This is a genomic window from Sphingomonas sediminicola (genome assembly GCF_049991885.1).
GTDB lineage: Bacteria > Pseudomonadota > Alphaproteobacteria > Sphingomonadales > Sphingomonadaceae > Sphingomicrobium > Sphingomicrobium sediminicola.
The window spans coordinates 1,045,835-1,070,458 of sequence record NZ_CP178916.1; the positions used below are offsets into that span (position 1 = coordinate 1,045,835).

The window sequence follows — 24,624 nt, forward strand, 5'->3', positions numbered from 1 at the left end:
ACAAGGGCGTTTTGCCAGTCTATAGGCGCGCGCAATCACCATCAGCGGAGCGAACGAATAATGCGGGTCGGGGTGCCTAAGGAAATCAAGGTGCATGAATATCGGGTCGGTTTGACCCCCGCTTCGGTGGCCGAGCTGGTATCGGCCGGGCACGAAGTGTTCGTCCAGGCTGAAGCCGGCAACGGCATCGACTGCCCGGACGGCGCTTACAAAAAGGCCGGAGCGCAAATCCTTCCGGATGCCGAGTCCGTGTTCAAGTCGTCGGACATGATCGTGAAGGTCAAGGAGCCGCAGCAGCAGGAAATCGCCCTGCTCGAGCCGCGGCACATCCTGTTCACCTATCTCCACCTCGCTGCCGACAAGCCGCAAGCCGAGGGCCTGATGAAGTCGGGCGCGACCTGCATCGCCTATGAGACGGTTACGTCTCGGACGGGTGCCCTTCCCCTTCTCAAGCCGATGAGCGAGGTCGCTGGCCGCATGTCGGTGCAGGTCGGCGCGCACTATCTCGAAAAGGAGCAGGGCGGTCGCGGTGTCCTCCTTGGCGGCGTTCCCGGAGTCGCGCCGGCGAAGGTCGCGATTCTCGGCGGCGGCGTAGCCGGCGTGAATGCCGCGCAAATGGCTACCGGCATGCGCGCGGACGTCACCATCTACGACATCAACAATGATCGGCTGGCCGAGCTCGACATGTTCTTCTCGAGCCAGATCAAGACGGCCTACGCCTCGCGACGCGCGATAGAGAATGCGGTGCAGGAAGCCGAGCTGGTCATCGGAGCGGTCCTCGTTCCCGGTGCGGCCGCTCCCAAGCTCGTCACGCGCGACATGCTCAAGACGATGAAGCGCGGATCGGTGCTGGTCGACATCGCGATCGACCAGGGCGGCTGCTTCGAGACGTCGCATGCGACCACCCACGCCGATCCGGTCTACGAGGTCGACGGAATCATCCACTACTGCGTCGCGAATATGCCGGGCGCGGTTGCCCGGACCAGCGCCTTCGCGCTCAACAATGCGACGCTTCCGTTCGCCCTGAAGATCGCGAAACTGGGAGCGGAAGAGGCGATGCGGCACGACCCGCATCTCGCAGCCGGCCTCAACGTTTCGGGCGGGAAGATCCGCCACGAGGCCGTCGCCGAAGCGCTCGACCTTCCTTACGAGCCGGTAGCAGCCTGAGGCGGTCGCCGCGGTCCTTCGAGGGCCGCGACCGCATCCTCGACGAAGGGGCGCCAGCTGGCATCGGCTGGCGCCTCCGCGAGAATTTGCCGCCAGAGGATCAGCGCATCCTTTGGATCGCCCGACCGGGCGAGCGCGAGACCGTAGAAGAAACGCGGTGCAGGATAGTGAGGCGCAAGCTCCTGCGCCCTGCGGAACGCCAGCTCGCTGGCCGGCGTCAACGTTCCAGCGTGGTCGGCAAGGGCATTGCCCAGACCGATCCAGAGCGCCGGATCGCCGGGGTGCTCCCGCACCGCCGACTGGAGGATTCCCGCAGCTTCCTGCGTCCTCCCTCGGCTTGCGAGTGATTCCGACATTACGAGCCAATGCTCGGTGGGCGTGAATTGCCCAAAGAAGGCATGGCGCAAATTCGTCAGGGGGATAGGCGGCTGCCGTTGCTCGGCGCTTCGAGGCGACGACGGCAGCTCAGGCTGGCCCAGGAAGGCATAGCCGGCTGACCCGAAAAGCAGGGCCGCAACGGAAAGGTGCATCATTGGCCCGCGAACGCTGAGCGCCCACAGCAGGCCAAGCGAGGCCGCAACTAGCACGAGCAAGCCGACCCAGCCGCTCATCGCCGCTTCCTCCTGAGCCGCCCCGCAGCGACGGCTGCGCCGAAGATCAGCAGAACGACCGGAGCGGCCCACAACGGCCACGCAATCGGCTTTGCCGAGGGGCGGTAGCTGATCCAGTCGCCGTAGCGCTCGATCAGCCAGGCCCGGATCTGATCGGGCTTCTCGCCCGCCGCAATGCGCCGGCGAACGAGGTCGCGCATGTCGCCTGCAAGCTCGGCGTCCGAGTCGGCGATCGACTGTCCCTGGCAGACAAGGCATCGGATCTCCTGCATCAGCTCCTGGGCCTTCGCCTCCTGCTTCGCATCGGGAAGCTGGCGATAGGCCCAATAAGACGGCGGCAAGTTGGAATCCGCAAAAGCTGGCGCCGCCAGCGCGATCAGAAGAGCAACCGCGAGAGGCCTCACCGCACCTTCTCCAGCTCTTCGAGAACCTTCGGAACATCCGCCGGTCCGATCGGACCCACATACTGGAGCCGGATGACGCCCTTGCCGTCGATCACGAAGGTTTCCGGAACTCCGGCGGACCCGAGCGCGAGTTGCACCCGGCTGGTCGGGTCGCTCCCGATCCGGGTGTACGGATTGCCATGGCGGTCGAGGAATGCGGCGATTCCGCCCGGAGTGTCGCGGATGGCGATACCCTCGATCTTCACGCCCCGCCGCTTCAGTTCCTCGAGGACCGGAGCTTCAGCGACACACGGCACGCACCAACTTGCGAACAGGTTCAGCAGGCGCGGCTCGCCGGTCGCGAGGTCAGTAGAACGCAGCGCCGGAACATCTGGCGCAGCCTGCGCCAATTCGAACGCAGGGACCGGCCTGTTGACCAGCTGGGAGCGAACGGTCGGATCGTTGGGCGCGACCAGGCGCCACGCGAATGCGATCAGGATCCAGATCAGTAGGACGATCGGAATGAGGCGGAGGCCGCGGCTCATAATGCTGCCGCCCTGCGTCTGCGCCATACTCGCATCGAGTGGCCGATGAGCGCGAGCAGTCCCCCGAGCCCGACCAGCATCCCGCCGAGCCAGATCAAAGTGACCATGGGCTTCCACCAAAGACGCAATTGCCAGCGGCCTTCCTGATCGGACTGGCCGAGGACCGTGTAGAGCTGGCCACCAAGGACGGTCTGGATCGCAGCCTCGTTGGTCTCGGTGGGCGGATCGGTGAAGAAGCGCGACTGCGGACGAAGCACATGCACTCCGCCTCCACGCGACGCGCGGAGCTCCGCCTCAAGAGCGGTCCAGTTCGGGCCGGCGACTGGCGACAGATTCTCGAACCGAACCAGCCACGGCCCGACATCGACCGTCTCGCCGAGCCTGACCGCGGTCAGCTTTTCGGTGGTAAACGCGCTGTCTGCGGCCATCCCGGCGACGGAAACGGCAGCACCCAAATGAGCGATGATCATACCCCAGGTGGCGAGCGGCGTGCGCAACGGATTACGACCGATCAAGGGGAGGATCACCGCCGGGATCAAGCCGGCGGCCAGCGCCAGCCCAAAGCGGGAGAGAATGCTTGCTTGCGGCATGGCAAGGAAGGCGATGACCAGAGCGGTCGCGGCACAAAGAGCCGGCGGCGCGAGCTTGCGAAAGATCGGCCGCTTCTCCTGCCTCCAGCTAAGCAGCGGACCGAAAGCGAGAAGAATGCCGAGCAGGATCGCAAGCGGTCCGGCAACCGAATCGAAGTACGGCGCCCCGACCGAAAGCTTCTCCCCGGAAAGCGCCTCCGCCATCAGCGGATAGAGCGTCCCGATAAAGACGATTCCGAGGATGACCGTCAGCAGCAGATTGTTGACGACGATCCCCGCCTCACGGCTGACAAGTTCGAAGGGTGCCCCTTCGCGCAATGAACCGGCGCGGAAGGCGAAGAGCACGAAGGCCGCGGTCACGTAAATACCGAGCAGGCCCAGGATGAAGGCGCCGCGCGTCGGATCGACCGCAAAGGCATGAACCGACGTTAGAATGCCGGAGCGCACCAAGAACGTGCCGACCATCGACATGGAGAAAGCGATGACCGCAAGCATCATCGTCCACGCCTTGAGTGCGTTGCGCGCTGCAAGCACCGCGACCGAGTGCAGTAAGGCGGTGGCCGCAAGCCAAGGCATGAGCGAGGCGTTCTCGACCGGGTCCCAGAACCACCAGCCGCCCCAGCCCAGCTCGTAATACGCCCAGTAGCTGCCTGCGGTGATCCCCAGCGTCAGGAAGATCCACGCACCGAGAACCCATGGGCGCATCGCCCGCGCGAGATGACGATCGACGTCGCCCGCAAGCATGGCGCCGACAGCGAGGCTGAACGCGACCGAAAGCCCGACATAGCCGAGGTAGAGCGTTGGCGGATGAAAGGCCAAGCCCGGGTCCTGAAGCAGCGGATTGAGGCCCCTGCCCTCCACCGGCGCCGGGTTCAATCGCGCGAACGGATTGGAGGCGAACAGCAGAAAGGCGTGGAAGCCCAGCGCCAGCGCCGCCTGAGCGCCAAGGGCCGCAACAAGCGTCCGGCTCGGAAGTTGGCGGGAAAAGATTGCCAGAGCCGCGCCCGACACGCCCAGCACCGTGACCCAGAGAAGCATCGAGCCTTCGTGATTCCCCCAGGCTCCGGCAATCTTGTAGATCAACGGTTTGGCGCTGTGGCTGTTCTCGGCGACCAGCGCCGCCGACAGGTCCGTCCTCGCGAAGACGAGCATAAGCATCGCGAACGCGAACAGGCAGAGCACGCCCTGCACTATCGCAAGCGCCCGGACGGGCCGATCCGCTTCCAGCTTTCCGCGAACGTGCGCGATGCTCAGGAACAGCCCGAGAAGCGACAGCGCAGCGGCTAGCCAAATGGCGGCAAGGCCTGCCTCCGGGATCATCGCTTGAGCGTACGTCCCACTTTGTGCTCGGCGGCCTGATTGCCGAGTTCCGGAGGCATGTAGCGCTCATCGTGCTTGGCCAGGATGTTGTCAGCGACGAACGTCTGGTCCGGCGCGAGTTTGCCTTCAGCGACGACTCCGCTGCCTTCGCGGAACAGATCGGGAAGGATGCCGCGATAGGAGACCAGCACACGCGCCTCGCCGTCCTCGACCATGAAGCGCGTCGTCACGCCGTCGCGATCGCGCTTGACCGAGCCGCGCTCGACCATTCCGCCGAGTTTGACGGCCTTTCCGGCCACCGCCTTGCCCGCAACTACATCCGCGGGCGTGTAGAAATAGGCCGCGCGATCCTTGAGCCCCCACATGGCGAGCAAGACCGCGCCCAGCACCGCCAGGAGCGCGAGGACGACAAGGACGAGGCGCTGGTGCTTCGGGCGGGCAATCATTGCGGGCGCTTCAACCCGTCCGCAGCGGCCTCCGCCTTACGCATTGTCACGTATGCCCAGGCGAGCAGCCCGGTCGTTCCAAGAACAACGACGGCGTACGCGGCCGTTACGAATGCCCAATGGTTCATTCCGCGGCCGCCCGGCGCATGCGCGCCTCGACCTTGGCTTCCGCGAGTTCGGCCCGCATGCGCATCAGGACGGCGGCTCCGAACAGGCAGGTGAAGCCCAGCGCAGCGAGCGGCAGCGGCCAGAGGATCGATGAATCGATGCTCGAACCAGAAACTCCGATGCTCTGGCCCTGATGAAGCGTGCGCCACCACAGGACCGAATAATGGATAATTGGGAGGTTGATCGCGCCAATCAGGCCGAACAGGGCCGCGATGCGCCCTTCGCCTCCGCGCTCTCGCTCTGCGCCCGCCAGTGCGATGTAACCGAGATAGAGGAAGAACAGGATGAGCATCGACGTAAGGCGGCCGTCCCATTCCCACCAGGTGCCCCAGGTCGGCCGACCCCAGATCGAGCCCGTGAGCAGGCAGATCGCGGCAAAGGTCGCGCCTGCCGGGGCCAGCGCGCGACCTCCAACGGCCGCCAAGGGATGACGCCAGACGAGTTGCGCGATCGAAGCACCGGCAATGCCTGCCCAGCCGGCCATGCCAAGCCAGGCCGCCGGCACATGGACATACATGATGCGGACCGTCTCACCCTGCAGGTAATCGGGTGGCGTAAGGGTCAGGCCTCCAATGAGCCCTGCAGCCGTCAGCAACAGCCCAATAGCCAGCAGCCAGCCAGTCGCGGGTCGCGCGAATTTCAGGAACCTTGCCGGGTTGGCAAAGCGGTGCACGGCCTGCCTTAACCCCTGCCGATCAGCCGCTGCGCCATCGCATCGGCAACCGACGCGGGGTCGCGGCCAGACTGGGCGCTTTCCGCCCAGATCTGCTCGAGCCGGTCCGGAATGCCCTCGATCCGCTTGCGCACGAGGCTTGCATCGCCGTCGCGAAGATATTCGGTGCAGACATTGATGATGCCGCCGGCGTTGATCACATAGTCCGGCGCATAAAGGATCCCGCGCTCATGCAGGCGTTGCCCGTCCTCCTTTTCCGCAAGCTGATTGTTCGCGCCGCCCGCTACAACCGGCACTCGAAGCGCCGCAATCGTCTGCTCGTCGAGGATCGCTCCCAGCGCGCATGGGCTCAGCACGTCCGCCTCGATTCCCAGGATTTCTTCGGTGCTGACAACCTTGCCGCCGGTAGCATCAGCCAGCTTCTGAGCCTTCGCCGCATCCACGTCCGCGATTGAGAGCCTCGCGCCTTCCGCCGCCGCATGGACCGCGACGCCCGTCGCGACGCTGCCCGCGCCCTGCAGCGCGATGTGAAGACCGTTTACGCTATCCTTGCCGAGCGCGCGCCGAACCGCGGCCTTGAGGCCGAGAAAAACTCCAAGTGAAGTATGCGGCCCAGGATCGCCGCCCACATCGCCACCTTCGACCGGAAGACCAGCAACGAACGGCGTCTGGCGACGGATTTCGATCATGTCGGCAACGCTCATGCCCACGTCTTCCGCGGTCACGTAGCGGCCGCACAGATGATCGACCGCCCTGCCGAAGCAATGCAGCATTTCCGGGGTCTTGGTACGGTTCTCGTCGGCGATGATCACCGCCTTGCCGCCCCCGAGCGGGAGGCCGGCCATAGCGTTCTTGTAGCTCATGCCGCGTGACAGGCGCAGCGCGTCGGTCAGACCTTGGGCAGGATCCGCATAGTGCCAGAACCGGCAGCCGCCCGCGGCCGGACCCAAATGGGTCGAATGGACGGCGATGATGGCCTTGAGACCGCACTCTTCGTTCCAGACGAAGTGCAGGTCTTCATGCGCGTCGAAATCTTCGAAGCCCCAGGGCGTATTCATAGGATGGAAAAGGTCCGATAATCGTCAAGAAATGGGGCGATCGACGGGACTTGAACCCGCGACCCCCGGTACCACAAACCGGTGCTCTAACCAGCTGAGCTACGATCGCCATGATGCGTCCCATGGCATCTCTCCCCGGGGCGCGCGCGCTCCTTAGGGTGGCAGCCTTGCGAAGGCAAGCGAACCGGGGAGGCGTCGTCGCGTTGGCAGCCTAAGTGCCTTTGCGTAGTTAATATGGGCGTGAATAGGCCCATTTTAAGTTTGCTAAGATCGTTTCAGAGGCGCAATTTGTCTTGGGGAGAACGAAGATGTTGGCGAGTCGCCGCTCGGGGCCAGTCGCCGGATCTGGCGTTTCGCTACGCGACACGTTGATTGCGGCCGGACTGAATGAAGAACTTGTCGATCTGCTTGATCATATGCCGCACAGGGTCATCCAGGTCGATCCTCGACGGCCGTTCCGCGAGCCTGGGGTTCCGCGCGACGAAGTCCTGTTTGTCCGATCGGGTCTGATTTCCAAATTCAAGGTCGATAGTTCCGGGCGACGCCAGATCGTTGCCTTGAGGTTCCCGGGTGAAGGTGTGCTTCCTCGCGACGGCCTTGCCAGCTACGGAATTCAGGCGATTGTTCCCAGCGAAGTCATGGTCGGAAGCTCCAAGGACCTCGGCTCGATCATCGAGGCCCATCCAGAGATCCAGCAATTCTTCTGGAGGCTGACGCAGCGCAATGAAGCGATCGGCTACGAATGGCTGGTCAATTGCGGCCGCCGGGATTCGACGGCTCGCGTTGCACACCTGCTGTGCGAAACGGCGGTGCGGAGCCACACGAAGGTGCCGGACGAAGCGCTGCACAATCCTTTCACGCAGCAGCAGATCGCGGAGATTACCGGCCAGACGTCGGTGAACGTGAACCGCGTCATGGCGGACCTGGAACGGCAAGGCCTGATCAGGCGCAAGGGACGCGACATCACGTTCATGGATTGGTCCGAGATGCGTCGCGTCGCCAGCTTCCAGCCAGCTTATCTCGAATAGATTTCGGCGGATTGGCTGCGCTCGGACATGGTGGGCGCGACAGGGATTGAACCTGTGACCCCACCCGTGTGAAGGGTGTGCTCTACCGCTGAGCTACGCGCCCATGCCCGTTCAGGAAGTCGCGGATATAGTGCCGGCTTCCGCCGTGTCCAGCTTACTGAACAGCATCCTTCAAGACCTTGCCCGGACGGAACTTGGGCTGGGCGCTGGCCTTGATCTGCATCGGCTCCCCAGTGCGTGGATTGCGCCCGGTGGACGCCTTGCGGCGAGTGACCGAGAAATTGCCGAATCCTACGAGCCGAACTTCGTCGCCGCGCTTCAGCGCGGACGTCACAACTTCGAGCATCGTCTCCACGGCACGAGCGGCGTCGTTCCTGCTGAGACCTGCGCGATCAGCGACATGTCCGATCAGTTCCTGCTTGTTCATCGGTTCGGCTCTCCCCGGAATTCTACGCGAGACTCACCCGCGACCGCCAAATCCTTAAGGCAAGAGTCTAAACACAAGTAAAGGTCAGTGCCGCAGGGACGCTTCACCTTCCGACGAATGGCCAGGAACTCGGTGTTCGGCCGCATGCTCGTCCGCCTCTGTCCATTCGATCGGCTGCATCTTCTGCGTCATCGCGCGGGCAAGCACCTCATCGACATGCGAAACCGGCACGATCTCGAGGAGATCGCGGACGGTCGCCGAAATATCGACCAGGTCCTTCTCATTCTCCTGCGGAATGAGAACGGTTGTGATCCCGCCGCGAAGAGCCGCGAGCAGCTTTTCCTTCAGGCCGCCTATCGGAAGAACACGGCCACGAAGCGTAACTTCGCCGGTCATCGCGACGTCACGCCGGACCGGAATGCCGGTGAGCGTCGAGATCATCGCTGTGACCATGCCGATGCCCGCGGACGGGCCGTCCTTTGGTACCGCGCCTTCCGGCAAGTGGACGTGGATATCCTTGCGGGCGAAGATCGAGGGCTTCACGCCGTAAGCCGGCGCGCGAGCCTTCACGAAGCTCATCGCCGCCTGGATCGACTCCTGCATCACCTCACCGAGCTTGCCGGTCGTCCTGATCTGTCCCTTGCCGGGAACAGTGACGGCCTCGATGGTCAGTAGCTCGCCACCGACTTCGGTCCAGGCGAGACCCGTAACGGCGCCGACCTGATCCTCTTCCTCGCCAACGCCGTAACGGAAGCGGCGGACACCGAGGAAATCGTTGAGGTTGTCTTCGGTTACGACGACGCTTTCGAACTTGCCTTCGAGAATCTTGCGCAGCGCCTTGCGGGCAACCTTCGCCAACTCGCGCTCAAGCGTTCGGACGCCGGCTTCGCGGGTGTAGAAGCGCAGGATTCCGCGCAGCGCTCCGTCAGTGAACTCGAGTTCGCTGTCCTTGAGACCGTGCGCTTCCATCTGCTTCGGGATGAGATGACGACGCGCGATCTCGACCTTCTCGTCCTCGGTGTAACCCTCGAGCCGGATAATCTCCATGCGGTCGAGCAACGGCTGAGGCATGTCGAGCGAGTTTGCGGTCGTCACGAACATCACGTCCGAAAGGTCGTAATCGAGCTCGAGGTAGTGGTCCTGAAAGCGCGAATTCTGCTCAGGGTCGAGCACTTCGAGAAGCGCGGAAGCCGGATCGCCTCGGAAATCCTGGCCCAGCTTGTCGATCTCATCGAGCAGAAACAGCGGATTGGACGTGCCGGCCTTCTTCAGGTTCGACACGATCTTGCCCGGCAGCGACCCGATGTACGTCCGGCGGTGGCCCCGAATCTCGGCTTCGTCACGGACTCCGCCCAGCGACTGGCGAACAAACTCACGTCCGGTCGCACGAGCGATCGAGCGGCCGAGAGACGTCTTGCCGACGCCGGGAGGCCCGACGAGGCAAAGGATCGGGCCCTTCAGCTTGTTGGTACGCGCCTGGACCGCGAGATATTCGACGATCCGGTCTTTAACCTTTTCAAGGCCGTAGTGATCCTCATCGAGGATGCTCTGCGCCTCCGCGATGTCCTTCTTTAGCTTGGACTTCTTGCCCCAAGGCAGTCCGAGCAGGACATCGAGATAATTGCGAGCAACAGTCGCTTCCGCCGACATCGGCGCCATCGCGCGGAGCTTCTTCAGCTCGGCATTGGCGCGGTTGCGGGCTTCCTTGGAAAGGCGCGTCTTGCGGATCTTGTTGGCGAGTTCCTGGAGCTCGTCGCCGCCCTCCTCGCTCTCGTTGCCGAGCTCGCGCTGGATCGCCTTCAACTGCTCGTTCAGATAATACTCGCGCTGCGTCTTCTCCATCTGACGCTTCACGCGGCTGCGGATCTTCTTCTCGACCTGCAGAACGCCAAGCTCGCCTTCCATGAAGGCGAACACCATCTCGAGCCGGCGCGACGGGTTCATCTCACCAAGCAGCGCCTGTTTGTCGGCAACCTTGATCGACAGGTTCGACGCGACCGCGTCAGCGAGGACGGAAGCGTCCTCGATCTCGCTCAGCTGGATGCCTGTTTCCGGCGGGAGCCGCTTGTTGAGCTTCGCGTAATTCTCGAACTGATCGATCACCGAGCGCATGAGCGCCTGGACCTCCGGACCGTCTGCGGTCTCCTCATCCACTTCCTCCACCTCGGCTGCCATGTAGCCGTCCTGGGGCACCAGCCCGGTCAGCCGGGCCCGCTTCGCGCCCTCGACAAGGACGCGGACTGTGCCGTCCGGCAGCTTCAAGAGCTGCATCGCAGTCGCGATCACGCCGAGATCGTAAAGAGCGTCGCGATCGGGATCATCCTCGCTCGGATCAAGCTGGGCGACGAGGAACAGCTCCTTGTCCGCGGACATGGCCGCTTCGAGGGCGGCCACGGATTTTTCGCGGCCAACAAACAGCGGAACGATGCGCTGCGGGAAAACGACGATGTCGCGCAGGGGCAGGATGGGAAGCAAACGTGTCATAGATGAGCTATATGGGCGGCGCCCGTTCAAGGCGCAACAAAGGGCGGAACAATCGCGCCGAGCGGAGCGCTGAATGCCTCAGCCGTACAAAGGAGTGCGAGCAATGGCCGACGATAGAGAAAAGATCAGCACTGGGCCGAATGACAGGCCGCTCAACGAGACGATCGCCGGGACCGGGCCGGGTATTCCGGACGAAGCTCTGGTTCCTGGAAAGGAGCTCCCGCAACCTCCGACCGAGGAGCAGGAGAAGCGCATTCGGGAGCGCCTCGGCGTCGAGGAAGAAGTCGATACCCTGCCGCTCGAAGGCGAATGATTAGAGCATGTGCCCCGTCGCCAGCATGAGCGCCGGCGGAAGATTCTGGAGCGCGTGAACCGTCGCTGGGATCGCGAAGGCCGTCAGCAGTGACCGGCTGCGCCAGGTGACGAACAATGTCGAGAAGATCAGAAACGGCCACCAGATCACCAGACCCCACGTTGGGTGAAAGCTCGAATGGAATAGTCCCCATCCAATCGAACTGATCATGATAGCGACTGCCGGGTTCACGAAGCGGAGCAGGATCAGCAGCGCCGTTCCCATCATCAGCGTCTCGACGACCGGTGAAAGGATCACGATCAGAAAGATTTGCATCGCCGGCGACACCGGGAAATCCGGCTGCGACGCGTTGGGGAAGATCAGGCTGATTAGCGCGGCCAGGGCAATGCTCGGGACGAAAGCCATGAGCCAACCGACGCCGATCGCGACAAGCGGCCGGCGTGGTTCGCGGATCGGTCTTGGCAGGATTTCGAGTGGGCCGAGCCCTAGGCGGCTTGCGTCAGCGGACAATTCAGCCGTCACGCGGCGTCGCCCGCCTTACCCTTCTTGGCGTAGACCCGGACGGGCTCCTTAGTGCCCATAACGACTTCCTTGTCGACGTGGACCTCGTCGACGCCGTCCATCGACGGCAGGTCGAACATCGTGTCGAGCAAGATGCCTTCGAGGATCGAGCGGAGTCCGCGCGCGCCGGTCTTGCGATCGATCGCTTTGCGGGCAACCGCGCCGAGCGCGTCCTCGGTGAACTCCAACTCGACATCTTCCATGTCGAACAGCTTGGCGTACTGCTTCACCAGCGCATTCTTCGGCTCGACCAGAATCTTGACCAAGGCCTCCTCGTCGAGGTCCTCCAGCGTCGCAATCACCGGCAGACGGCCAATGAATTCGGGGATGAGGCCAAACCTCAGCAGATCCTCGGGCTCGGTATGCTTGAGCGTCTGGCCCGTACGCCGTTCTTCCGGAGCCGCAACGTGGGCGCCAAAGCCCATCGACTTGCCCTGCATGCGGTCGTCGATGATCTTCTCGAGTCCTGCGAAAGCGCCGCCGCAGATGAACAGAATGTTCGTCGTGTCGACCTGCAGGAATTCCTGCTGCGGGTGCTTCCGGCCGCCCTGGGGCGGGACCGAGGCGGTCGTGCCTTCCATGAGCTTCAGAAGCGCCTGCTGCACGCCCTCGCCAGACACGTCGCGCGTGATCGAAGGATTGTCAGACTTGCGCGAAATCTTGTCGATTTCGTCGATGTAGACGATGCCGCGCTGCGCCTTCTCGACATTGTAGTCGGAGGCCTGAAGCAGCTTCAGTATGATGTTCTCGACGTCCTCGCCGACGTAACCGGCCTCCGTTAACGTCGTCGCGTCGGCCATCGTGAACGGCACGTCGAGGATGCGGGCGAGCGTCTGGGCCAGCAGAGTCTTGCCACAACCGGTCGGGCCGATCAGCAGGATGTTGGACTTCGCGAGCTCGACTTCCTGGCCCGTTTTCGCGCCGTGGTTGAGCCGCTTGTAATGGTTGTGAACCGCGACCGAGAGAACGCGCTTCGCACGGTCCTGCCCGATGACGTAGTCGTCGAGGACCTTGCAGATCTCCGCCGGCGTCGGAACGCCGTCGCGGGTCTTCACCAGAGCGGACTTGCTCTCCTCGCGGATGATGTCGTTGCAGAGCTCGACGCACTCATCGCAAATGAACACCGTCGGCCCGGCGATCAGCTTCCTGACCTCATGCTGCGACTTGCCGCAGAAGGAGCAGTAGAGGGTGCTCTTGCCGTCGCTGCCTGAAAGCTTGGTCATCTAAGTCCTTGTTCAACCGGTCTCATGGACCGCCTCTCGAAGGCCATGCTAGCCTTCTTTATTGCACAATCAATCTTGGTTCAGGGTTAACGTCAGCCCCAATCGATCGCTTCTGTCCCGAATATGGATTGCGTCGGGACGCGCGGCAAGGGCCGCGAGCGCGGCTTTCGTGCAACAAATTGCTGAGACGAACGGCTTTTCCCGCTTGTCAGTCTAGAACAGGGTCGTGAACCAGTAGAAGAGCGCCGCAACCGCAGCCGATGCGGGAATGGTGATGATCCAGGCCGTCATGACGTTTCCGGCAACCTGCCAGCGCACCGCCGAAGCACGCCGGGCCGCGCCTGCGCCGATGATGCAGCCCGTTATCGTATGGGTCGTGGAGACCGGAATTCCGAGCCAGGAGGCAGTGAACAGCATCACCGACCCGCCGAGGGACGCGCTGAATCCCTGATGCTGGGAAAGTTTCGTGATGCGGATGCCCATGGTCTCGATAATCCGCCAGCCTCCTGAAAGCGTGCCGAGACCCATCGCTACGTAGCAGCTCAAGGCAACCCAATGCGGCACCTGAAATTCGCCGTGCAGATAGCCCGTCGAATAGAGCAGCACTGCAATGATTCCCATCGTCTTTTGCGCGTCATTTAATCCGTGCCCGACGCAATAGGCCGCTGCGGAGCTAATGTGTAGAACACGGAAACTTCGCTCGGCTCCAGCAGCGGTCGCCCGCACGCCTAACCAGCTTGTGACCAACATGATGAGCATCGCAAGGACCATGCCCAGTGTCGGCGAAAGGACGATCGCGACCAACGTCTTGTTGAGCCCGCCCCACTGTACGCCGTTCAGCCCAGCATGGGCCACGCCTGCACCGATGATCCCGCCGACAAGCGCATGACTGGACGACGAGGGAATGCCCTTGAGCCAGGTGACGACGTTCCAGAACATTGCCCCGACAAGCGCGCCGAACACCACGCCAGGCGTGACGAGATCCTTGTCGATCAGGCCCTTGCCGATCGTGTCTGCGACCTTGTGGAGTTCCGGGACGGCCAGTGCCAGGAAATAGGCGGCAAAGTTAAAGAAAGCCGCGAACGCTACCGCCGTGACAGGCTTGAGGAGACGGGTCGCAACGACCGTCGCGATGGCATTGGCTGCGTCGTGCAGACCGTTCAGAAAGTCGAACGCCAGCGCAATAAGGATAAGGCCAACCAGAAGCGGAAAGGCGAGCTCGTGCATGTTCCTGCCTCAGCCCGCCTAGGAGTGGTCGATCACGATGCCGTCGATTTGATTGGCGACGTCCTCGAATGCGTCTGTCACCCGCTCCAGGTGCCTCAAGATTTCCCGTGTTACGGCAAATTGCAGGGGGTCCGTCCTCGCAATCTCCCGGAATGCGCGCCTGAGACCGGCTGCGTGAATATCGTCGGCCTTCCCTTCGAGGCGAACGAGCCGTTCGGTCAATTCATGGAGCTTTTGGCCGTTCCTGCTGACGTCGCGAAGCAAGGGAATCGCATCGTTAGTCACGCGGGCCGCCTCGGCGATGACCGCGACGATGTCCTTCATCTCCGGCCTGAGTTGCTCGACTTCGTAAAGGTCGATCGCCCGGGCCGCGGCGAGCATTTCGTCGATTGCATCGTCCATCGCCCCGATGAGGGACGTGATCGCGCCACGGTCGAATGGGGTCAGGAAGGTCTTACGAACGGTCGTAAGGACGTCGCGGATCACATCGTCCGCAACATGTTCGCGATCCTGGATCGTCCTGAGGCACTTCTCGGTAGAACCGCCATCGCTTGCCAATTGCTTGAGGGCTTCGGCCGCTGCGACGAGCATTGCCGAATGCGCTTCGAACATGCCGAAGAAGTCGCCCGTCTTGGGCAGCAGGCGCTGGAACCAGCCGAGCATTTACGAAATCCCTGGACGTGACAGTTCTGTGACGGCTCAATGACAGGGATTTCGCGAAGCGCAAGTCGCCGCGGCTAGCGAACCAGCTCACCTGCCTTGATCACGGCCCCCACTTTCTCAAGCGCTCGGATATCGGTCAACGGATCGGAACTGACTGCGATCAGGTCACCCCAGGCGCCCGGCCGAAGCGTCCCCACCTCTCCCTCCTTTCCGAGGGCACGAGCCGCCTCCGTTGTCGCAGATTGGATGGCCTGCAATGGGCTCATCCCGTAGCGCACCATGTAGGAGAATTGCCGGCCCCCGAGACCGTAGGGATAAACCGCAGCGTCCGTCCCGAACGAGAGTTTCGCGCCCGCTTTCACCGCCGCCGCAAAGCCCTGGCGCTGGATATCGGTCGTCTCGCGGTTCTTGCGGAGATACTCGGCGGGCCAGCCCTGCTTGGTGCCGACCTCCTCGATCCAGTCGCCGTTGTAGATGTCCATGTCGAGCCAGACGCCGCTCTTTTTGGCGAGAGCGATGCCCTCTGCGTCGAGATAGCTCGCATGTTCGATCGTGCGCGCGCCGGCCCGGATCGCGGCCTTGATGCCTTCCGCGCCATGCGCATGAGCGATGCAGTATGAACCGCGCAACTTCGCCTCGTCGCAGGCCGCCCTCATTTCTTCCGGACTTAGCTCGAGCGCGCCGGGTTCGCTTCCAATCGCCAGGACGGCCCCAGTCGCGATCAGTTTGATGAAGTCCGCGCCATGGTCGAGCAGGTAGCGCGCCTTGTCTCGTGCCTCCGAAGCGTTTCGCACTTCGCCGATGCGAAAGGTTTCCGGGACCGGGATGTCTGGCGCCAGTGCGTCGATCTCGCCCCCGCCACCCGGCGTAGTGATGTAGCCACCGGCAACGAACATTCGTGGGCCGATGATGTCACCCGCATTGATCGCGTCTCGAAGCGCTACGTCCGTAAGCCCGCGATAGACCCCGACGTCCCTCACCGTCGTGAAGCCGGCCCGGAGCATCGTCCTGGCCGCCGGGACGGCCTTCAGGATAGTCGCGGATTCGCTGTGCTTGAACGGCTCCGCGGGATCGGCGCTTTCCGTTGCGCCATCGGCGATGTGGGTGTGAAGATCGATCAGGCCCGGAAGGACCGTAAGGCCGGACCAGTCGACGGTGGCGGGTCCGTCGCTCGCCCGCCACGGAGTGACCGCCGAAACCTTTCCGTCGACGATGCGGATGCGCTGGTCAGTCGAAACCCGCCCAGTCTCGGGATCGATCAGGCGCCCGGCGTGGACGTCGACCGTCGCCGCAAAGGCAGGGGACGCAACGGCAATCGCGCAGGCTAAGGACGCTAGTCGAACCGCCATGCCCCCTCCCCTTGTTTTCATCTTAAGACGGCGAAACGTCTCCAGCTCCGGTGCCGGCATCTTCGCCCTGTTCCGGACGCTTCTCGAACACCTCGTCGATCAGGCCAAATGCCTTGGCCTCATCCGCCTCCAGGAACTTGTCACGGTCCATCGCCTTCTCGATCTCCTCGATCGCCTGGCCCGTATACTTTGCGTAGAGCGAGTTGAGGCGCGAGCGCATGCGCAGGATCTCGCGGGCCTGGATCTCGATGTCCGCGGCCATGCCCTGCGCACCGCCTGAGGGCTGGTGGACCATGATCCGGCTATTGGCGAGCGCAATACGCATTCCGGGCTCTCCGGCGGCAAGCAGGAAGCTGCCCATTGAGGCCGCCTGACCGATGCAGACGGTCGCAACCTTGGGCCGAATGTACGCCATCGTGTCGTGGATCGCGAGGCCGGCAGTAACCACCCCGCCCGGCGAGTTGATGTACATGAAGATGTCCTTCTTCGGGTTCTCGGACTCGAGGAAGAGAAGCTGTGCGGTAACGAGCGAGGCCATGTGATCCTCGATCGCTCCGGTGATGAAGATGATCCGCTCGCGAAGCAGGCGCGAATAGATGTCGAAGCTGCGTTCGCCGCGGTTCGACTGCTCGATGACGATCGGAACGAGCTGCGAGACGATGTCCTGATGATTCATTGAAAAACTGCCGGTCCTTTTGCTGATGTGACCTACATCGGCGCGAAATGCGGCCGGTTCAAGCGGGCTCGGCAAAACTGAAACGGGCGGCCGGATGAACCGACCGCCCGCCAGGATTACAAAGCCTTGTTAGGGCTTACATTTTCACGGAGGCCCGCGCGTAATAGTACCGGCCCGGAACGTCGTAGACGGTCGGGTCGAAGTTGTTGATGTCGCAGGTCACGCAACCCGGCGCCTTGGTCTTGAACAGGTTGTTCACGCCGACCGCGAAGCCGAAGCGCTCATCCCAGAACGACGGAGTGAAGCGCAGCTGGGCGTCGGTGTAGAAGCGTGACTTCATCACGTTTCCACCCTGCTCCTTCAGCTTCGAGACGTAACGACCAGTGAGCGTTGCGCCAAAGTTCGCGCCATCCCAATCCAGAATGCCGATCGACTTCCACTTCGGGAAGCCCTGCGAAGGGCTGCCCTGCTCGGTACCTTCACGGCTGATGATCTGGGTCCCGTTCGCGATCGGAACGATAACGTCATAGTTCTCCAGGAACGTATTGTTCCAGGTGAAACCAAACGTACCGACCTGTGTCTTGGGCGTCCGATAGGTCGCGTTGACGTCCCAGCCCTTGGTCTTGATGCCCGCAATGTTCTGCAGCAGGCCCGAGATCTGGGTCAGCTGCCCGCCACTGCCAGCACGAGTGACCAGCGCACAGGCCGTCGGGTCGTTGTTGACGACGCAGTTGGTCAGCGTGACCTCTGCGTCGACCGTCTGGATCGCACCGTCGATTTTGATGTTGTAGTGGTTCACCTCGACCGAGAGACGCGGCATGAATGACGGACTGTACACGCCGCCGAAGACCCAGCTTGTCGACGTTTCAGGCAACAGATTCTCGTTGCCGCCGACTATCACGGAAATCTGCGGGTTGGCTTGCTGATAACTTCCGTCAGCCGGGACGCCTGCAGCAATACAATTTGCCCGAACCGTTGCATTGTTCTGGAACCGCTGCGGCGCTGTATTCCCCGCATCAGACGAGCAAGGGTCGTCCAACTGCTGGTCGAAGCGCGACGCCGTTCCAAACAACTCGCCGATCGACGGAGCACGGAAGCCTTCCGCATAGGAACCGCGCAGACGCAGGTCCTTGATCGGCTTCCAGTTTACGCCGCCCTTGAAGGTGGTCGTCGAGCCCGACGTGGAATAGTCGGACACGCGAACGGCACCGTTCAATTCGAGCAGCTCCGCGAAAGGCACGTTGGAAAGCAGGGGAGCATTGAGCTCTGCATACGCCTCCTTGACGTTGTACTTGCCCCGCGTCGGTAGCGCCGGAATGTCGGAGCTAAAGCCCGCGGCCACGACCGGATCTGGATCGAAACGTCCAGAGAGCTTGCGGAACTCTACGCCCATCGCCAGGCCGAGCGGTCCGCCCGGAAGCTGGAACAGGTTGCCGGCGACGTTTCCGGTGAAGTCCCAGGTTACTTGCTGGCTCTTGTCGCGTTGGATGAACGTGACGTAATCTATCATGTCTTGCGTGATGGAGCCCGCGCCGCCGAAGAAGTTGAACGGCACGCAACCCGCGGTAGCCTGGCAGACCGCGAGCGGTCCAAGGGCGGTGCGAAGGTTGCCGGAGTTGATGTTTCCGAGCATCCGCTGATGGGCCTTGTTCTGACCCCATGCAGCGTTGACATCCCAGTACCAATCTCCGCTCAGGATTGAGAACTTTCCGTCCAGGGTCGCCACGCCGTAGGTCGTGTTGACGGTCTGGAAGAAGCGGCGCGGTCCACCTTCGACGAAGCGGCGCAGGATGAAGTCGAAATTCGTCGAATCCAGCGTCACGCCGAACGGATTGTAGGGGTTGGTCGCGTCGATCGTCGTATTGTCGAGGACCGGCGTGATACCCGCGGCGACACCGATGCCGAACGGCAGCGGCGCGGCCTGGTTGCGTGACTTGCGCTGGTTCCAGATGCCCTTGATCGTCAGATTCACGTTGTCGGTGAGCTCGGTCTTGACCGTTCCGAAGAGGCCAAAGCGCTCGAGCGGAATTTGGAGGAAGTTGTACGGACCGAAGTTAAATCGGTCGTCAGGGCTCACGAACGGCCGGAAGTCCGCCGGCGTCGAGGTCCGGTTGAGCACCGGCGCGATCAGGGTCGCATCGCCGCCCGGGAAGAGCGAGCCCGCGTAACGGCCGTTGGGCAGGAAGCCCGAGCAGCCGCCGTCGGCGCATGTCGTCGAATACGGTGCCGGGAAGCGCGAGATCGCGCGATCGCCCGCACTGATCGAGCCATTCTTCACATAGTTGGCGCCAAGAACGACCTGCAGCGGACCGTCGCCGCCATTACCCCAGCTCAGCTGGTAGTTCTGCGTGCTACCATCATCCTCGTCGAGGTAACCACCAAGCTGCGCGGAAGCCATGAAACCGGCCTGCCGGTGCTTGGTGATGATGTTGACGACGCCAGCGATCGCGTCCGAACCGTAGATCGCCGAGGCGCCGTCCTGCAGCACTTCGACGCGCTCGATGGCGCTTTCCGGAATGGAGTTGAGGTCGGTCGAGCCGGGGACGCCGCTGGCCGACGCACCGTTCACGTAACGGATCCCGTCGACGAGGACGAGGACGCGGCGCGATCCGAGGTAGCGCAGGTCGATTTCCGCCGCGCCGGCGCCGACGCCGCCGCCGTCAGGCGGGTTGCCGAGGTTGCCGGAGTTGTTGAACTTGCCGTTCAGGCCGCCGCCGGAGCTCGGAAGGCGCTGGAGAATGTCGTTGACCGAGCTTAGGCCGGTCTTCTGCATGTCTTCCTGGTCGACGAAGACGATCGGCTGGTCCTGCGAAAGCGGATCACGGCGGATGCGCGACCCGGTGATGACGATGTCACCGCCCTGGGTCGTCTGGTCGCTGGCAGTAGCCGGCGTCTGTTGCACATCTTCCGGCGGAACGGTGCTCTGCGCGCCCGCGGAAGACGCGATGGCGACAGCGACGAGAGCCGTCCCGGCCCTGAGTGCAAACGGAATGCGAGTCATTAAAGGCCCCCTATTTGTCACGGCCCGATCGATTTGATGTCGGGCCGAAACGACATATCCAACTAAAGAGGGCTGCAACAGCAGTAGTCACCGAAGCGTAACAGATTTGCTCGGAGGTGATGCAAATCGTCTACAGTTGAGTTGCTCCGGGGGCCGGCAAAGCGAGGTACGCGAGGCGGCGCACTTCCCGCCTTCCCCGCGTGACCGTGTCGAGGATCAGGCCGGCAAAGAATGACAGTACCGCCACGATCGTCATGCCAGTGGCCAGGATTGCCGTCGGGAAGCGCGGCACAAGGCCGGTTTCGAGGTAAGTGAAGACTAAAGGCACGGCCAGGATCAGCGCGGCAGCGACGAGAATCGCGCCAATTCCACCGAAGAAGAGAACAGGCCGCTCGATGCGATAGAGCGTGACGATCGTCTTCAGGATCCGCCAGCCGTCCCGAAAGGTCGACAGCTTCGAATGCGAACCTTCGGGCCGCGCGAGGTAGCGCGTCTCGATCTCGCCAACCGGCATCCGAAGCTCGAGCGCATGTACGCTCATCTCCGTTTCGATCTCGAATCCCTCGGACAGGACCGGGAAACTCTTCACGAAGCGGCGGGAGAAAACGCGGTAGCCGGAGAAGATGTCGGTGAAGCTCCGCCCGAATAGCCCGGAGAGCAGACGGGTGAAGATCCTGTTCCCGATCACATGCCCGCCCCGGTAGGCTTCGGCGGCGTCGTGCTTGCGAGTGCCGACGACCATGTCGAGCCGGTCCGCGGCGATCATCCGCGCCATTTCGGGAGCTGCCTCGGGATCGTAGGTCAGGTCGCCGTCCGCCATAACATAAACGTCGGCCTCGATGTCGGCGAACATGCGCCGTACGACATGGCCTTTGCCTTGCTGCGTTTCGGTGCGGACGACCGCGCCTGCGGCGGCGGCAACTTCCTTCGTCCCATCGCGGCTGTTGTTGTCGTAAACGTACACGGTCGCGCCAGGGAGCGCCTTGCGGAAGCCCTCAACCGTCGCGCCGATTGCCGCTTCCTCATTATAGCACGGCAGGAGCACGGCGATCCGCGGCGACTGCTGGCTGTTCACGCTTCCCCCCTCGACTGGTCCTGCGCGGCTATAGAAGGGAACCGCCGAAAACTTCTAGCCCAGCTGAGCGCTCGTAACATGCAATAACCGGAAGTCGTCCGATCCGTCGCAAATGTTCCAGGACGCTCCGGGCGGGATCACGAACGCGTCGCTGGCGCAAAGCTCGAAACCATCCTCGAAATCCAGAAGAGCTGATCCATCAAGGACGAACCCGAACACAAGCTCGCCGTGATGCATGGGAAAGTCGATCTGGCTCCCTCGGATTGTCCTGACTTCTGCGAGTCCACCCGTGGCGTCGCAAATTCCTGTCTCCCGCGCCTCTCCGCCGTGGAAATTCGTCCAGGGCGTTCTTGCCGCAACATGATGCAAGAAGCGTTGCCCGCCGAACGTGCGTTCCGCATTTATCGCGTTCGGAAGGACCATCTCATGATCGGCAAGCGTTTCGTGGAGTGCCGGACATCCGAGCTCGACGACCTCCAGCCCGGCTGAGCTTTCCAGGACTCGATGCCTGATTTGTGGGGGCTGCAGGACGAGGTCGCCGGCCCGCATGACGAATGGCTCGCCCTGGTTTTCGTAAACTACGCGGACCCAACCGCTCCGGACGTAGATGAGCTGGAGCGCGATCCGATGGAAATGCACCCAGTCGGCGACGGGACCGCCATTCGGGATGCTGATCAGCGACGCGATGTAGCGTCCGCCCGAGCGGCCGGGGATCAAGTCGCGATATAGCATTCCGGCCCGGCCTGCGCTCTCGGAGCTGTCGCCGCGCGCCAGGAGGAAGCCGGGCTGAAATGGAGGAAGTCGGCTGGTCGGACGCGAAGCATCGGGCCGGCTCGTTAGCCGGACCTGTTCCCCCTCCCGAGTGAGAACGGCGGTATGCGGATCGTCTGCGGGGTAGATCGAATCTAGCCGGAACCCGGCGCCGCGCCAGGTTTCCAGCGCGGCGTCCAAGTTGGGACAGACGATTTCCCGGTCGTTCAAGCCTTCTTGACGGGCTTCTTGGCAGGCGCCTTCTTGGAAGATGCCTTGGCCTCCGGAGCCTTAGCTGCGGCGGCCTCCTTCACCGGCTTGGCCTGCTTCGGCTTGTCGGCCTTCTTCTCGACGGCACCCTTGGCCGGCTTTTCAGCCTTTGCCGCGACTTCAGCCTTGGGCTTCGCAGCCTTGGCCTTCCCCTTTGTAGTCTTGGCTTCCGGGACGTCGTGGCCGCAGCCCGGGCCATGCACATGGCCTTCCTCGGCCTCGAGATCGGCTTCCAGCTCCGCTCGCGTTGCCGTGCGGTCGGTGATATCCGCCTTCGAGAAGAGGAAATCGACGACCTTGTCCTCGTAGAGCGGGGCACGAAGCTGGGCGGCAGCCATCGGCTCCTGCTGGATGTACTGGATGAACCGCTCGCGATCCTTGCCCTGGTACTGGGAAGCAGCCTGGCCGATCAGCTGGTTCATCTCGCGCTGGCTGACTTCGACGCCATTTGCGGCGCCGATTTCCGAAAGCAGGAGACCAAGCCGGACGCGGCGTTCGGCAATTCCGCGATATTCGGCGGCTTCGCTCTCAATTTCCTTGAGCGCGGCTTCCGGATCCGATTCATGGCTGGCCTCATGGCGAAGCTGCTGCATGATGTTCTCATATTCGGCGTCGACCATCGACCCCGGCACCTCGAACGAATGCCGCGAGGCAAGCTCATCGAGCAGCCGGCGCTTCATGTGGGTCCGCGTAAGGCCGTTCAGATCCTGCTGCTGCTGGTCCCGGAGGATGCCGCGAAGCTGCTCGAGATCCTGTAGGCCGAGCGACTTGGCGAACTCATCATCGAGCTTGCTCTCGCCAGCAATCTTCACGGACTTTACCGTCACGTCGAAGGTTGCGTCCTTGCCTTTGAGATTCTCAGCCGGATAGTCCGCCGGGAATGCGACCTTCACCTCGCGCTTGTCGCCCGCCTTCGCGCCGACGAGCTGATCCTCGAAACCCGGAATCAGCTGGCCCGAACCGATCTCGACCTGCATGTCCTGGCCGGTGCCGCCGTCGAACGGCTTTCCGCCAACGCTGCCGGCGAAGTCGATGACGACCAGATCGCCGGTCACGGCTGCATGGCCCTTCTTCGCGTCAGTCCAGTTCTTGTTGGCGCTAGCCAGCCGCTGAATCTGCTCTTCGATCGCACTCTCGTCAGCATTGACCGTAAGGCGCTCGAGCTTCAGGCCGTCGAAACTGGGAGCCGGGATTTCCGGGAGAGCTTCGAGGCGAACCTTAACCTGGACGTCCGATCCGGGTTTGTAGTCGTCCTCGAGCGCAACTTCCGGCTGCATCGCCGGACGAAGCTTCTTGTCCTGCAGCAGCTGCTGGACGCCCGCCTGGACCGCGCTGTTCAGCGCATCCTGCTGCAGCGATTCGCCGTGCATCTTGCGAATGAGGTTCGGCGGTACCTTGCCAGGACGGAAGCCCGGCATGCGGATTTGCGGAGCAATCCGCTTGACCTCCTGCTCAACGCGGGCGTCGATATCCTCCGCCGGGATGGTCAGCATGAATGCCCGCTTCAGGCCTTCGTTTTCCGTCTCAACCGTCTTGATCACTGTTCAATCCCGTCAAAAGAATTTCGTCTTTCCCGCGCGGCCGAAGCTGCGCGTGGACCGCCGTGCTCGCCAGTCCCCGGGACTAGCTTCACGCGGCGGTGGTGCGCGCGGAGGGAGTCGAACCCCCACGTCTTGCGACACTGGAACCTAAATCCAGCGCGTCTACCAGTTCCGCCACGCGCGCGGACAAGGAGCGGCGCTATAGCAAGGATCGCCGCAGGGGCAACCGCTTAAGGCTTAGCGGCGTTTGTGGAGGCGAAAGGAACGACCATATGACCCAGCAGACGCCGCCTGAAACTCCGCCGCCGCAAGAACCGCCGCAACCCTCTCAGCCCGGACAGCCTACGCCCGTACCGCAGGAAACTCCTGCACCCTCGCCGGACGTGGACGTGCCGACACCGGGCACGACACCGTCGCCTACCCCCGCATCACCGATCGGCTAGGAACTGCGAATCCGGGCGTTGTTTGCCATTACCTCGAAGTCGGGAAGCGCGTTTCCGTAATAGTGCGAGCGCGTCGCGTCGAAGAGGATCAGGTAGAGGCGGCCCTCAACGACAGCGCCAACCGCCCTGCCCTTGCGCCACAGCTCGTCATTATCGAGATGCTCGAAATCGAACTGGAAACCCGGATAGCCTAGGAACTGCCGGGGCTGCAGGCCAAGAGTCCGGAAATCGACGGCACCGCCGCGCACCCTGAAAGCCGTTTCCAGCATCGCCGCAACTTCCGGCGCAGTCATGTCCGACCGGAACTTCGGCACTTGCCGCTCGTCGCTCTTGCGCTGGCGGATCAGATATTGGCCGCTCGGCAGCGCCGTCACGAAGGTGATCCCATCGAGATAAGGGCCGTTCAGCGTCCAATCTTCGACCCAGCGGACGCTGTCGAAGAAGAAGAACCGCCTTTGCTTGTTCCAGGGCCGGGGCGGGACGACCGTCACCGAGCCATTGCCCACGTTCGTCGGCTTCGACCGGACAAGGGTGTAGAGCCCGAAATCGGTGCCCTCGCCAACAGTACTGCAAGCAGCGAGCGGGAGCATCGCGGCGGCAAAGACAAGCTTGAACTTGCGCATTCGAATGCT

The 24,624-nt window shown here is 62.8% G+C and carries 24 protein-coding genes and 3 tRNA genes; 3 read left to right on the forward strand and 24 right to left on the reverse strand.

Going from position 1 to position 24,624, the window contains the following annotated elements:
• The first annotated feature begins 60 nt into the window (after positions 1-60).
• Complete coding sequence (gene ald / locus ACMC5O_RS05470) at positions 61-1,167, forward strand: alanine dehydrogenase (RefSeq protein WP_187709597.1); 1,107 nt, start codon at positions 61-63, stop codon at positions 1,165-1,167.
• Here ald and ACMC5O_RS05475 read toward each other — a convergent pair.
• The 9 genes from ACMC5O_RS05475 to ACMC5O_RS05515 form a co-directional block, all read right to left on the reverse strand.
• A complete protein-coding gene (locus ACMC5O_RS05475; RefSeq protein WP_426693389.1) occupies positions 1,146-1,778 on the reverse strand; it encodes a tetratricopeptide repeat protein in 633 nt (210 codons plus the stop codon). The two genes, ald and ACMC5O_RS05475, sit on opposite strands and share 22 nt — an antisense overlap.
• Positions 1,775-2,182 (reverse strand): cytochrome c-type biogenesis protein, encoded by a 408-nt coding sequence (locus ACMC5O_RS05480; RefSeq protein WP_426693390.1) that lies wholly within the window; start codon positions 2,180-2,182, stop codon positions 1,775-1,777. Before ACMC5O_RS05480 ends, ACMC5O_RS05475 begins: the two co-directional genes overlap by 4 nt.
• Positions 2,179-2,706 (reverse strand): DsbE family thiol:disulfide interchange protein, encoded by a 528-nt coding sequence (locus ACMC5O_RS05485; RefSeq protein WP_246444500.1) that lies wholly within the window; start codon positions 2,704-2,706, stop codon positions 2,179-2,181. The genes ACMC5O_RS05480 and ACMC5O_RS05485 overlap by 4 nt, the downstream gene beginning before the upstream one ends.
• Complete coding sequence (locus ACMC5O_RS05490) at positions 2,703-4,616, reverse strand: heme lyase CcmF/NrfE family subunit (protein ID WP_426693391.1); 1,914 nt, start codon at positions 4,614-4,616, stop codon at positions 2,703-2,705. The genes ACMC5O_RS05485 and ACMC5O_RS05490 overlap by 4 nt, the downstream gene beginning before the upstream one ends.
• Entirely contained in the window at positions 4,613-5,062 is a 450-nt protein-coding gene (ccmE, locus tag ACMC5O_RS05495; RefSeq protein WP_426693392.1) for a cytochrome c maturation protein CcmE, read from the reverse strand. Before ccmE ends, ACMC5O_RS05490 begins: the two co-directional genes overlap by 4 nt.
• Complete coding sequence (locus ACMC5O_RS05500; RefSeq protein WP_281389435.1) at positions 5,059-5,190, reverse strand: hypothetical protein; 132 nt, start codon at positions 5,188-5,190, stop codon at positions 5,059-5,061. The genes ccmE and ACMC5O_RS05500 overlap by 4 nt, the downstream gene beginning before the upstream one ends.
• Positions 5,187-5,903 (reverse strand): heme ABC transporter permease CcmC, encoded by a 717-nt coding sequence (gene ccmC, locus ACMC5O_RS05505; protein ID WP_187709592.1) that lies wholly within the window; start codon positions 5,901-5,903, stop codon positions 5,187-5,189. Before ccmC ends, ACMC5O_RS05500 begins: the two co-directional genes overlap by 4 nt.
• Positions 5,904-5,911: 8 nt before the next feature.
• Positions 5,912-6,961: a Glu/Leu/Phe/Val family dehydrogenase gene (locus ACMC5O_RS05510; RefSeq protein WP_426693393.1), complete on the reverse strand. Its 1,050-nt coding sequence runs from the start codon at positions 6,959-6,961 to the stop codon at positions 5,912-5,914.
• Between the two features lie 32 nt (positions 6,962-6,993).
• Positions 6,994-7,070 (reverse strand) — tRNA-His (locus ACMC5O_RS05515).
• A 199-nt stretch (positions 7,071-7,269) separates the two neighbouring features.
• On the opposite strand from ACMC5O_RS05515, the gene ACMC5O_RS05520 reads away from it, so the two are divergent.
• Positions 7,270-7,989, forward strand: coding sequence for a Crp/Fnr family transcriptional regulator (locus tag ACMC5O_RS05520; protein ID WP_426693394.1), 720 nt, complete (start codon positions 7,270-7,272; stop codon positions 7,987-7,989).
• A 28-nt stretch (positions 7,990-8,017) separates the two neighbouring features.
• Here the strand turns inward: ACMC5O_RS05520 and ACMC5O_RS05525 are convergent.
• The 3 genes from ACMC5O_RS05525 to lon all read right to left on the reverse strand — a co-directional run bounded on the left by ACMC5O_RS05525 (position 8,018) and on the right by lon (position 10,900).
• A tRNA-Val gene (locus ACMC5O_RS05525) sits at positions 8,018-8,092 on the reverse strand.
• 51 nt (positions 8,093-8,143) lie between these two features.
• Positions 8,144-8,416 (reverse strand): HU family DNA-binding protein, encoded by a 273-nt coding sequence (locus ACMC5O_RS05530; protein ID WP_187709590.1) that lies wholly within the window; start codon positions 8,414-8,416, stop codon positions 8,144-8,146.
• An 84-nt stretch (positions 8,417-8,500) separates the two neighbouring features.
• The gene (gene lon, locus ACMC5O_RS05535) at positions 8,501-10,900 is read right to left on the reverse strand and encodes an endopeptidase La (protein WP_187709589.1); all 2,400 of its coding nucleotides are present in this window, start codon (positions 10,898-10,900) and stop codon (positions 8,501-8,503) included.
• A 103-nt stretch (positions 10,901-11,003) separates the two neighbouring features.
• On the opposite strand from lon, the gene ACMC5O_RS05540 reads away from it, so the two are divergent.
• Positions 11,004-11,213, forward strand: coding sequence for a hypothetical protein (locus tag ACMC5O_RS05540; protein ID WP_187709588.1), 210 nt, complete (start codon positions 11,004-11,006; stop codon positions 11,211-11,213).
• On the opposite strand, the gene ACMC5O_RS05545 is transcribed toward ACMC5O_RS05540, so the two are convergent.
• The 12 genes from ACMC5O_RS05545 to ACMC5O_RS05600 all read right to left on the reverse strand — a co-directional run bounded on the left by ACMC5O_RS05545 (position 11,214) and on the right by ACMC5O_RS05600 (position 24,615).
• Positions 11,214-11,735, reverse strand: a complete 522-nt coding sequence (locus ACMC5O_RS05545) for a CPBP family glutamic-type intramembrane protease (RefSeq protein WP_426693395.1) — start codon at positions 11,733-11,735, stop codon at positions 11,214-11,216.
• Positions 11,732-12,997, reverse strand: coding sequence for an ATP-dependent Clp protease ATP-binding subunit ClpX (gene clpX, locus ACMC5O_RS05550; protein ID WP_426693396.1), 1,266 nt, complete (start codon positions 12,995-12,997; stop codon positions 11,732-11,734). Before clpX ends, ACMC5O_RS05545 begins: the two co-directional genes overlap by 4 nt.
• A gap of 213 nt (positions 12,998-13,210) precedes the next feature.
• Positions 13,211-14,224 carry an inorganic phosphate transporter gene (locus ACMC5O_RS05555; RefSeq protein WP_187709586.1) on the reverse strand — a complete coding sequence of 338 codons (1,014 nt, stop codon included), beginning with the start codon at positions 14,222-14,224 and terminating at the stop codon, positions 13,211-13,213.
• An 18-nt stretch (positions 14,225-14,242) separates the two neighbouring features.
• Entirely contained in the window at positions 14,243-14,887 is a 645-nt protein-coding gene (locus ACMC5O_RS05560) for a DUF47 domain-containing protein (protein ID WP_187709585.1), read from the reverse strand.
• Positions 14,888-14,961: 74 nt separating this feature from the next.
• Positions 14,962-16,236: a metal-dependent hydrolase family protein gene (locus tag ACMC5O_RS05565; RefSeq protein WP_187709584.1), complete on the reverse strand. Its 1,275-nt coding sequence runs from the start codon at positions 16,234-16,236 to the stop codon at positions 14,962-14,964.
• Between the two features lie 22 nt (positions 16,237-16,258).
• Positions 16,259-16,912 (reverse strand): ATP-dependent Clp protease proteolytic subunit, encoded by a 654-nt coding sequence (locus ACMC5O_RS05570; RefSeq protein ID WP_187709583.1) that lies wholly within the window; start codon positions 16,910-16,912, stop codon positions 16,259-16,261.
• A gap of 136 nt (positions 16,913-17,048) precedes the next feature.
• Positions 17,049-19,913 carry a TonB-dependent receptor gene (locus ACMC5O_RS05575; RefSeq protein WP_187709582.1) on the reverse strand — a complete coding sequence of 955 codons (2,865 nt, stop codon included), beginning with the start codon at positions 19,911-19,913 and terminating at the stop codon, positions 17,049-17,051.
• A gap of 130 nt (positions 19,914-20,043) precedes the next feature.
• The gene (locus tag ACMC5O_RS05580) at positions 20,044-20,988 is read right to left on the reverse strand and encodes a glycosyltransferase (protein WP_246444497.1); all 945 of its coding nucleotides are present in this window, start codon (positions 20,986-20,988) and stop codon (positions 20,044-20,046) included.
• 54 nt (positions 20,989-21,042) lie between these two features.
• Positions 21,043-21,969, reverse strand: a complete 927-nt coding sequence (locus tag ACMC5O_RS05585; RefSeq protein WP_187709581.1) for a cupin domain-containing protein — start codon at positions 21,967-21,969, stop codon at positions 21,043-21,045.
• The gene (gene tig / locus ACMC5O_RS05590; RefSeq protein WP_187709877.1) at positions 21,966-23,546 is read right to left on the reverse strand and encodes a trigger factor; all 1,581 of its coding nucleotides are present in this window, start codon (positions 23,544-23,546) and stop codon (positions 21,966-21,968) included. Before tig ends, ACMC5O_RS05585 begins: the two co-directional genes overlap by 4 nt.
• 102 nt (positions 23,547-23,648) lie before the next feature.
• Positions 23,649-23,733: transfer RNA gene (locus ACMC5O_RS05595), tRNA-Leu, on the reverse strand.
• A gap of 255 nt (positions 23,734-23,988) precedes the next feature.
• On the reverse strand, positions 23,989-24,615 hold the full coding sequence (locus ACMC5O_RS05600) for a hypothetical protein (protein ID WP_426693397.1): 627 nt from the start codon (positions 24,613-24,615) through the stop codon (positions 23,989-23,991).
• Positions 24,616-24,624: the final 9 nt, after the last annotated feature.

Bases quoted from the DNA above. Each gene is read 5' to 3' on its own strand.
- ACMC5O_RS05510 (WP_426693393.1), bottom strand. From the start codon at position 6,961: ATGAATACGCCCTGGGGCTTCGAAGATTTCGACGCGCATGAAGACCTG.
- ACMC5O_RS05530 (WP_187709590.1), bottom strand. From the start codon at position 8,416: ATGAACAAGCAGGAACTGATCGGACATGTCGCTGATCGCGCAGGTCTC.
- ccmE (WP_426693392.1), bottom strand. From the start codon at position 5,062: ATGATTGCCCGCCCGAAGCACCAGCGCCTCGTCCTTGTCGTCCTCGCG.
- ACMC5O_RS05475 (WP_426693389.1), bottom strand. From the start codon at position 1,778: ATGAGCGGCTGGGTCGGCTTGCTCGTGCTAGTTGCGGCCTCGCTTGGC.
- ACMC5O_RS05485 (WP_246444500.1), bottom strand. From the start codon at position 2,706: ATGAGCCGCGGCCTCCGCCTCATTCCGATCGTCCTACTGATCTGGATC.
- ACMC5O_RS05560 (WP_187709585.1), bottom strand. From the start codon at position 14,887: ATGCTCGGCTGGTTCCAGCGCCTGCTGCCCAAGACGGGCGACTTCTTC.
- ACMC5O_RS05555 (WP_187709586.1), bottom strand. From the start codon at position 14,224: ATGCACGAGCTCGCCTTTCCGCTTCTGGTTGGCCTTATCCTTATTGCG.
- ald (WP_187709597.1), top strand. From the start codon at position 61: ATGCGGGTCGGGGTGCCTAAGGAAATCAAGGTGCATGAATATCGGGTC.
- ACMC5O_RS05575 (WP_187709582.1), bottom strand. From the start codon at position 19,913: ATGACTCGCATTCCGTTTGCACTCAGGGCCGGGACGGCTCTCGTCGCT.
- ACMC5O_RS05500 (WP_281389435.1), bottom strand. From the start codon at position 5,190: ATGAACCATTGGGCATTCGTAACGGCCGCGTACGCCGTCGTTGTTCTT.
- ACMC5O_RS05570 (WP_187709583.1), bottom strand. From the start codon at position 16,912: ATGAATCATCAGGACATCGTCTCGCAGCTCGTTCCGATCGTCATCGAG.
- ACMC5O_RS05565 (WP_187709584.1), bottom strand. From the start codon at position 16,236: ATGGCGGTTCGACTAGCGTCCTTAGCCTGCGCGATTGCCGTTGCGTCC.
- clpX (WP_426693396.1), bottom strand. From the start codon at position 12,997: ATGACCAAGCTTTCAGGCAGCGACGGCAAGAGCACCCTCTACTGCTCC.
- ACMC5O_RS05600 (WP_426693397.1), bottom strand. From the start codon at position 24,615: ATGCGCAAGTTCAAGCTTGTCTTTGCCGCCGCGATGCTCCCGCTCGCT.
- ACMC5O_RS05490 (WP_426693391.1), bottom strand. From the start codon at position 4,616: ATGATCCCGGAGGCAGGCCTTGCCGCCATTTGGCTAGCCGCTGCGCTG.
- ACMC5O_RS05520 (WP_426693394.1), top strand. From the start codon at position 7,270: ATGTTGGCGAGTCGCCGCTCGGGGCCAGTCGCCGGATCTGGCGTTTCG.
- ACMC5O_RS05540 (WP_187709588.1), top strand. From the start codon at position 11,004: ATGGCCGACGATAGAGAAAAGATCAGCACTGGGCCGAATGACAGGCCG.
- lon (WP_187709589.1), bottom strand. From the start codon at position 10,900: ATGACACGTTTGCTTCCCATCCTGCCCCTGCGCGACATCGTCGTTTTC.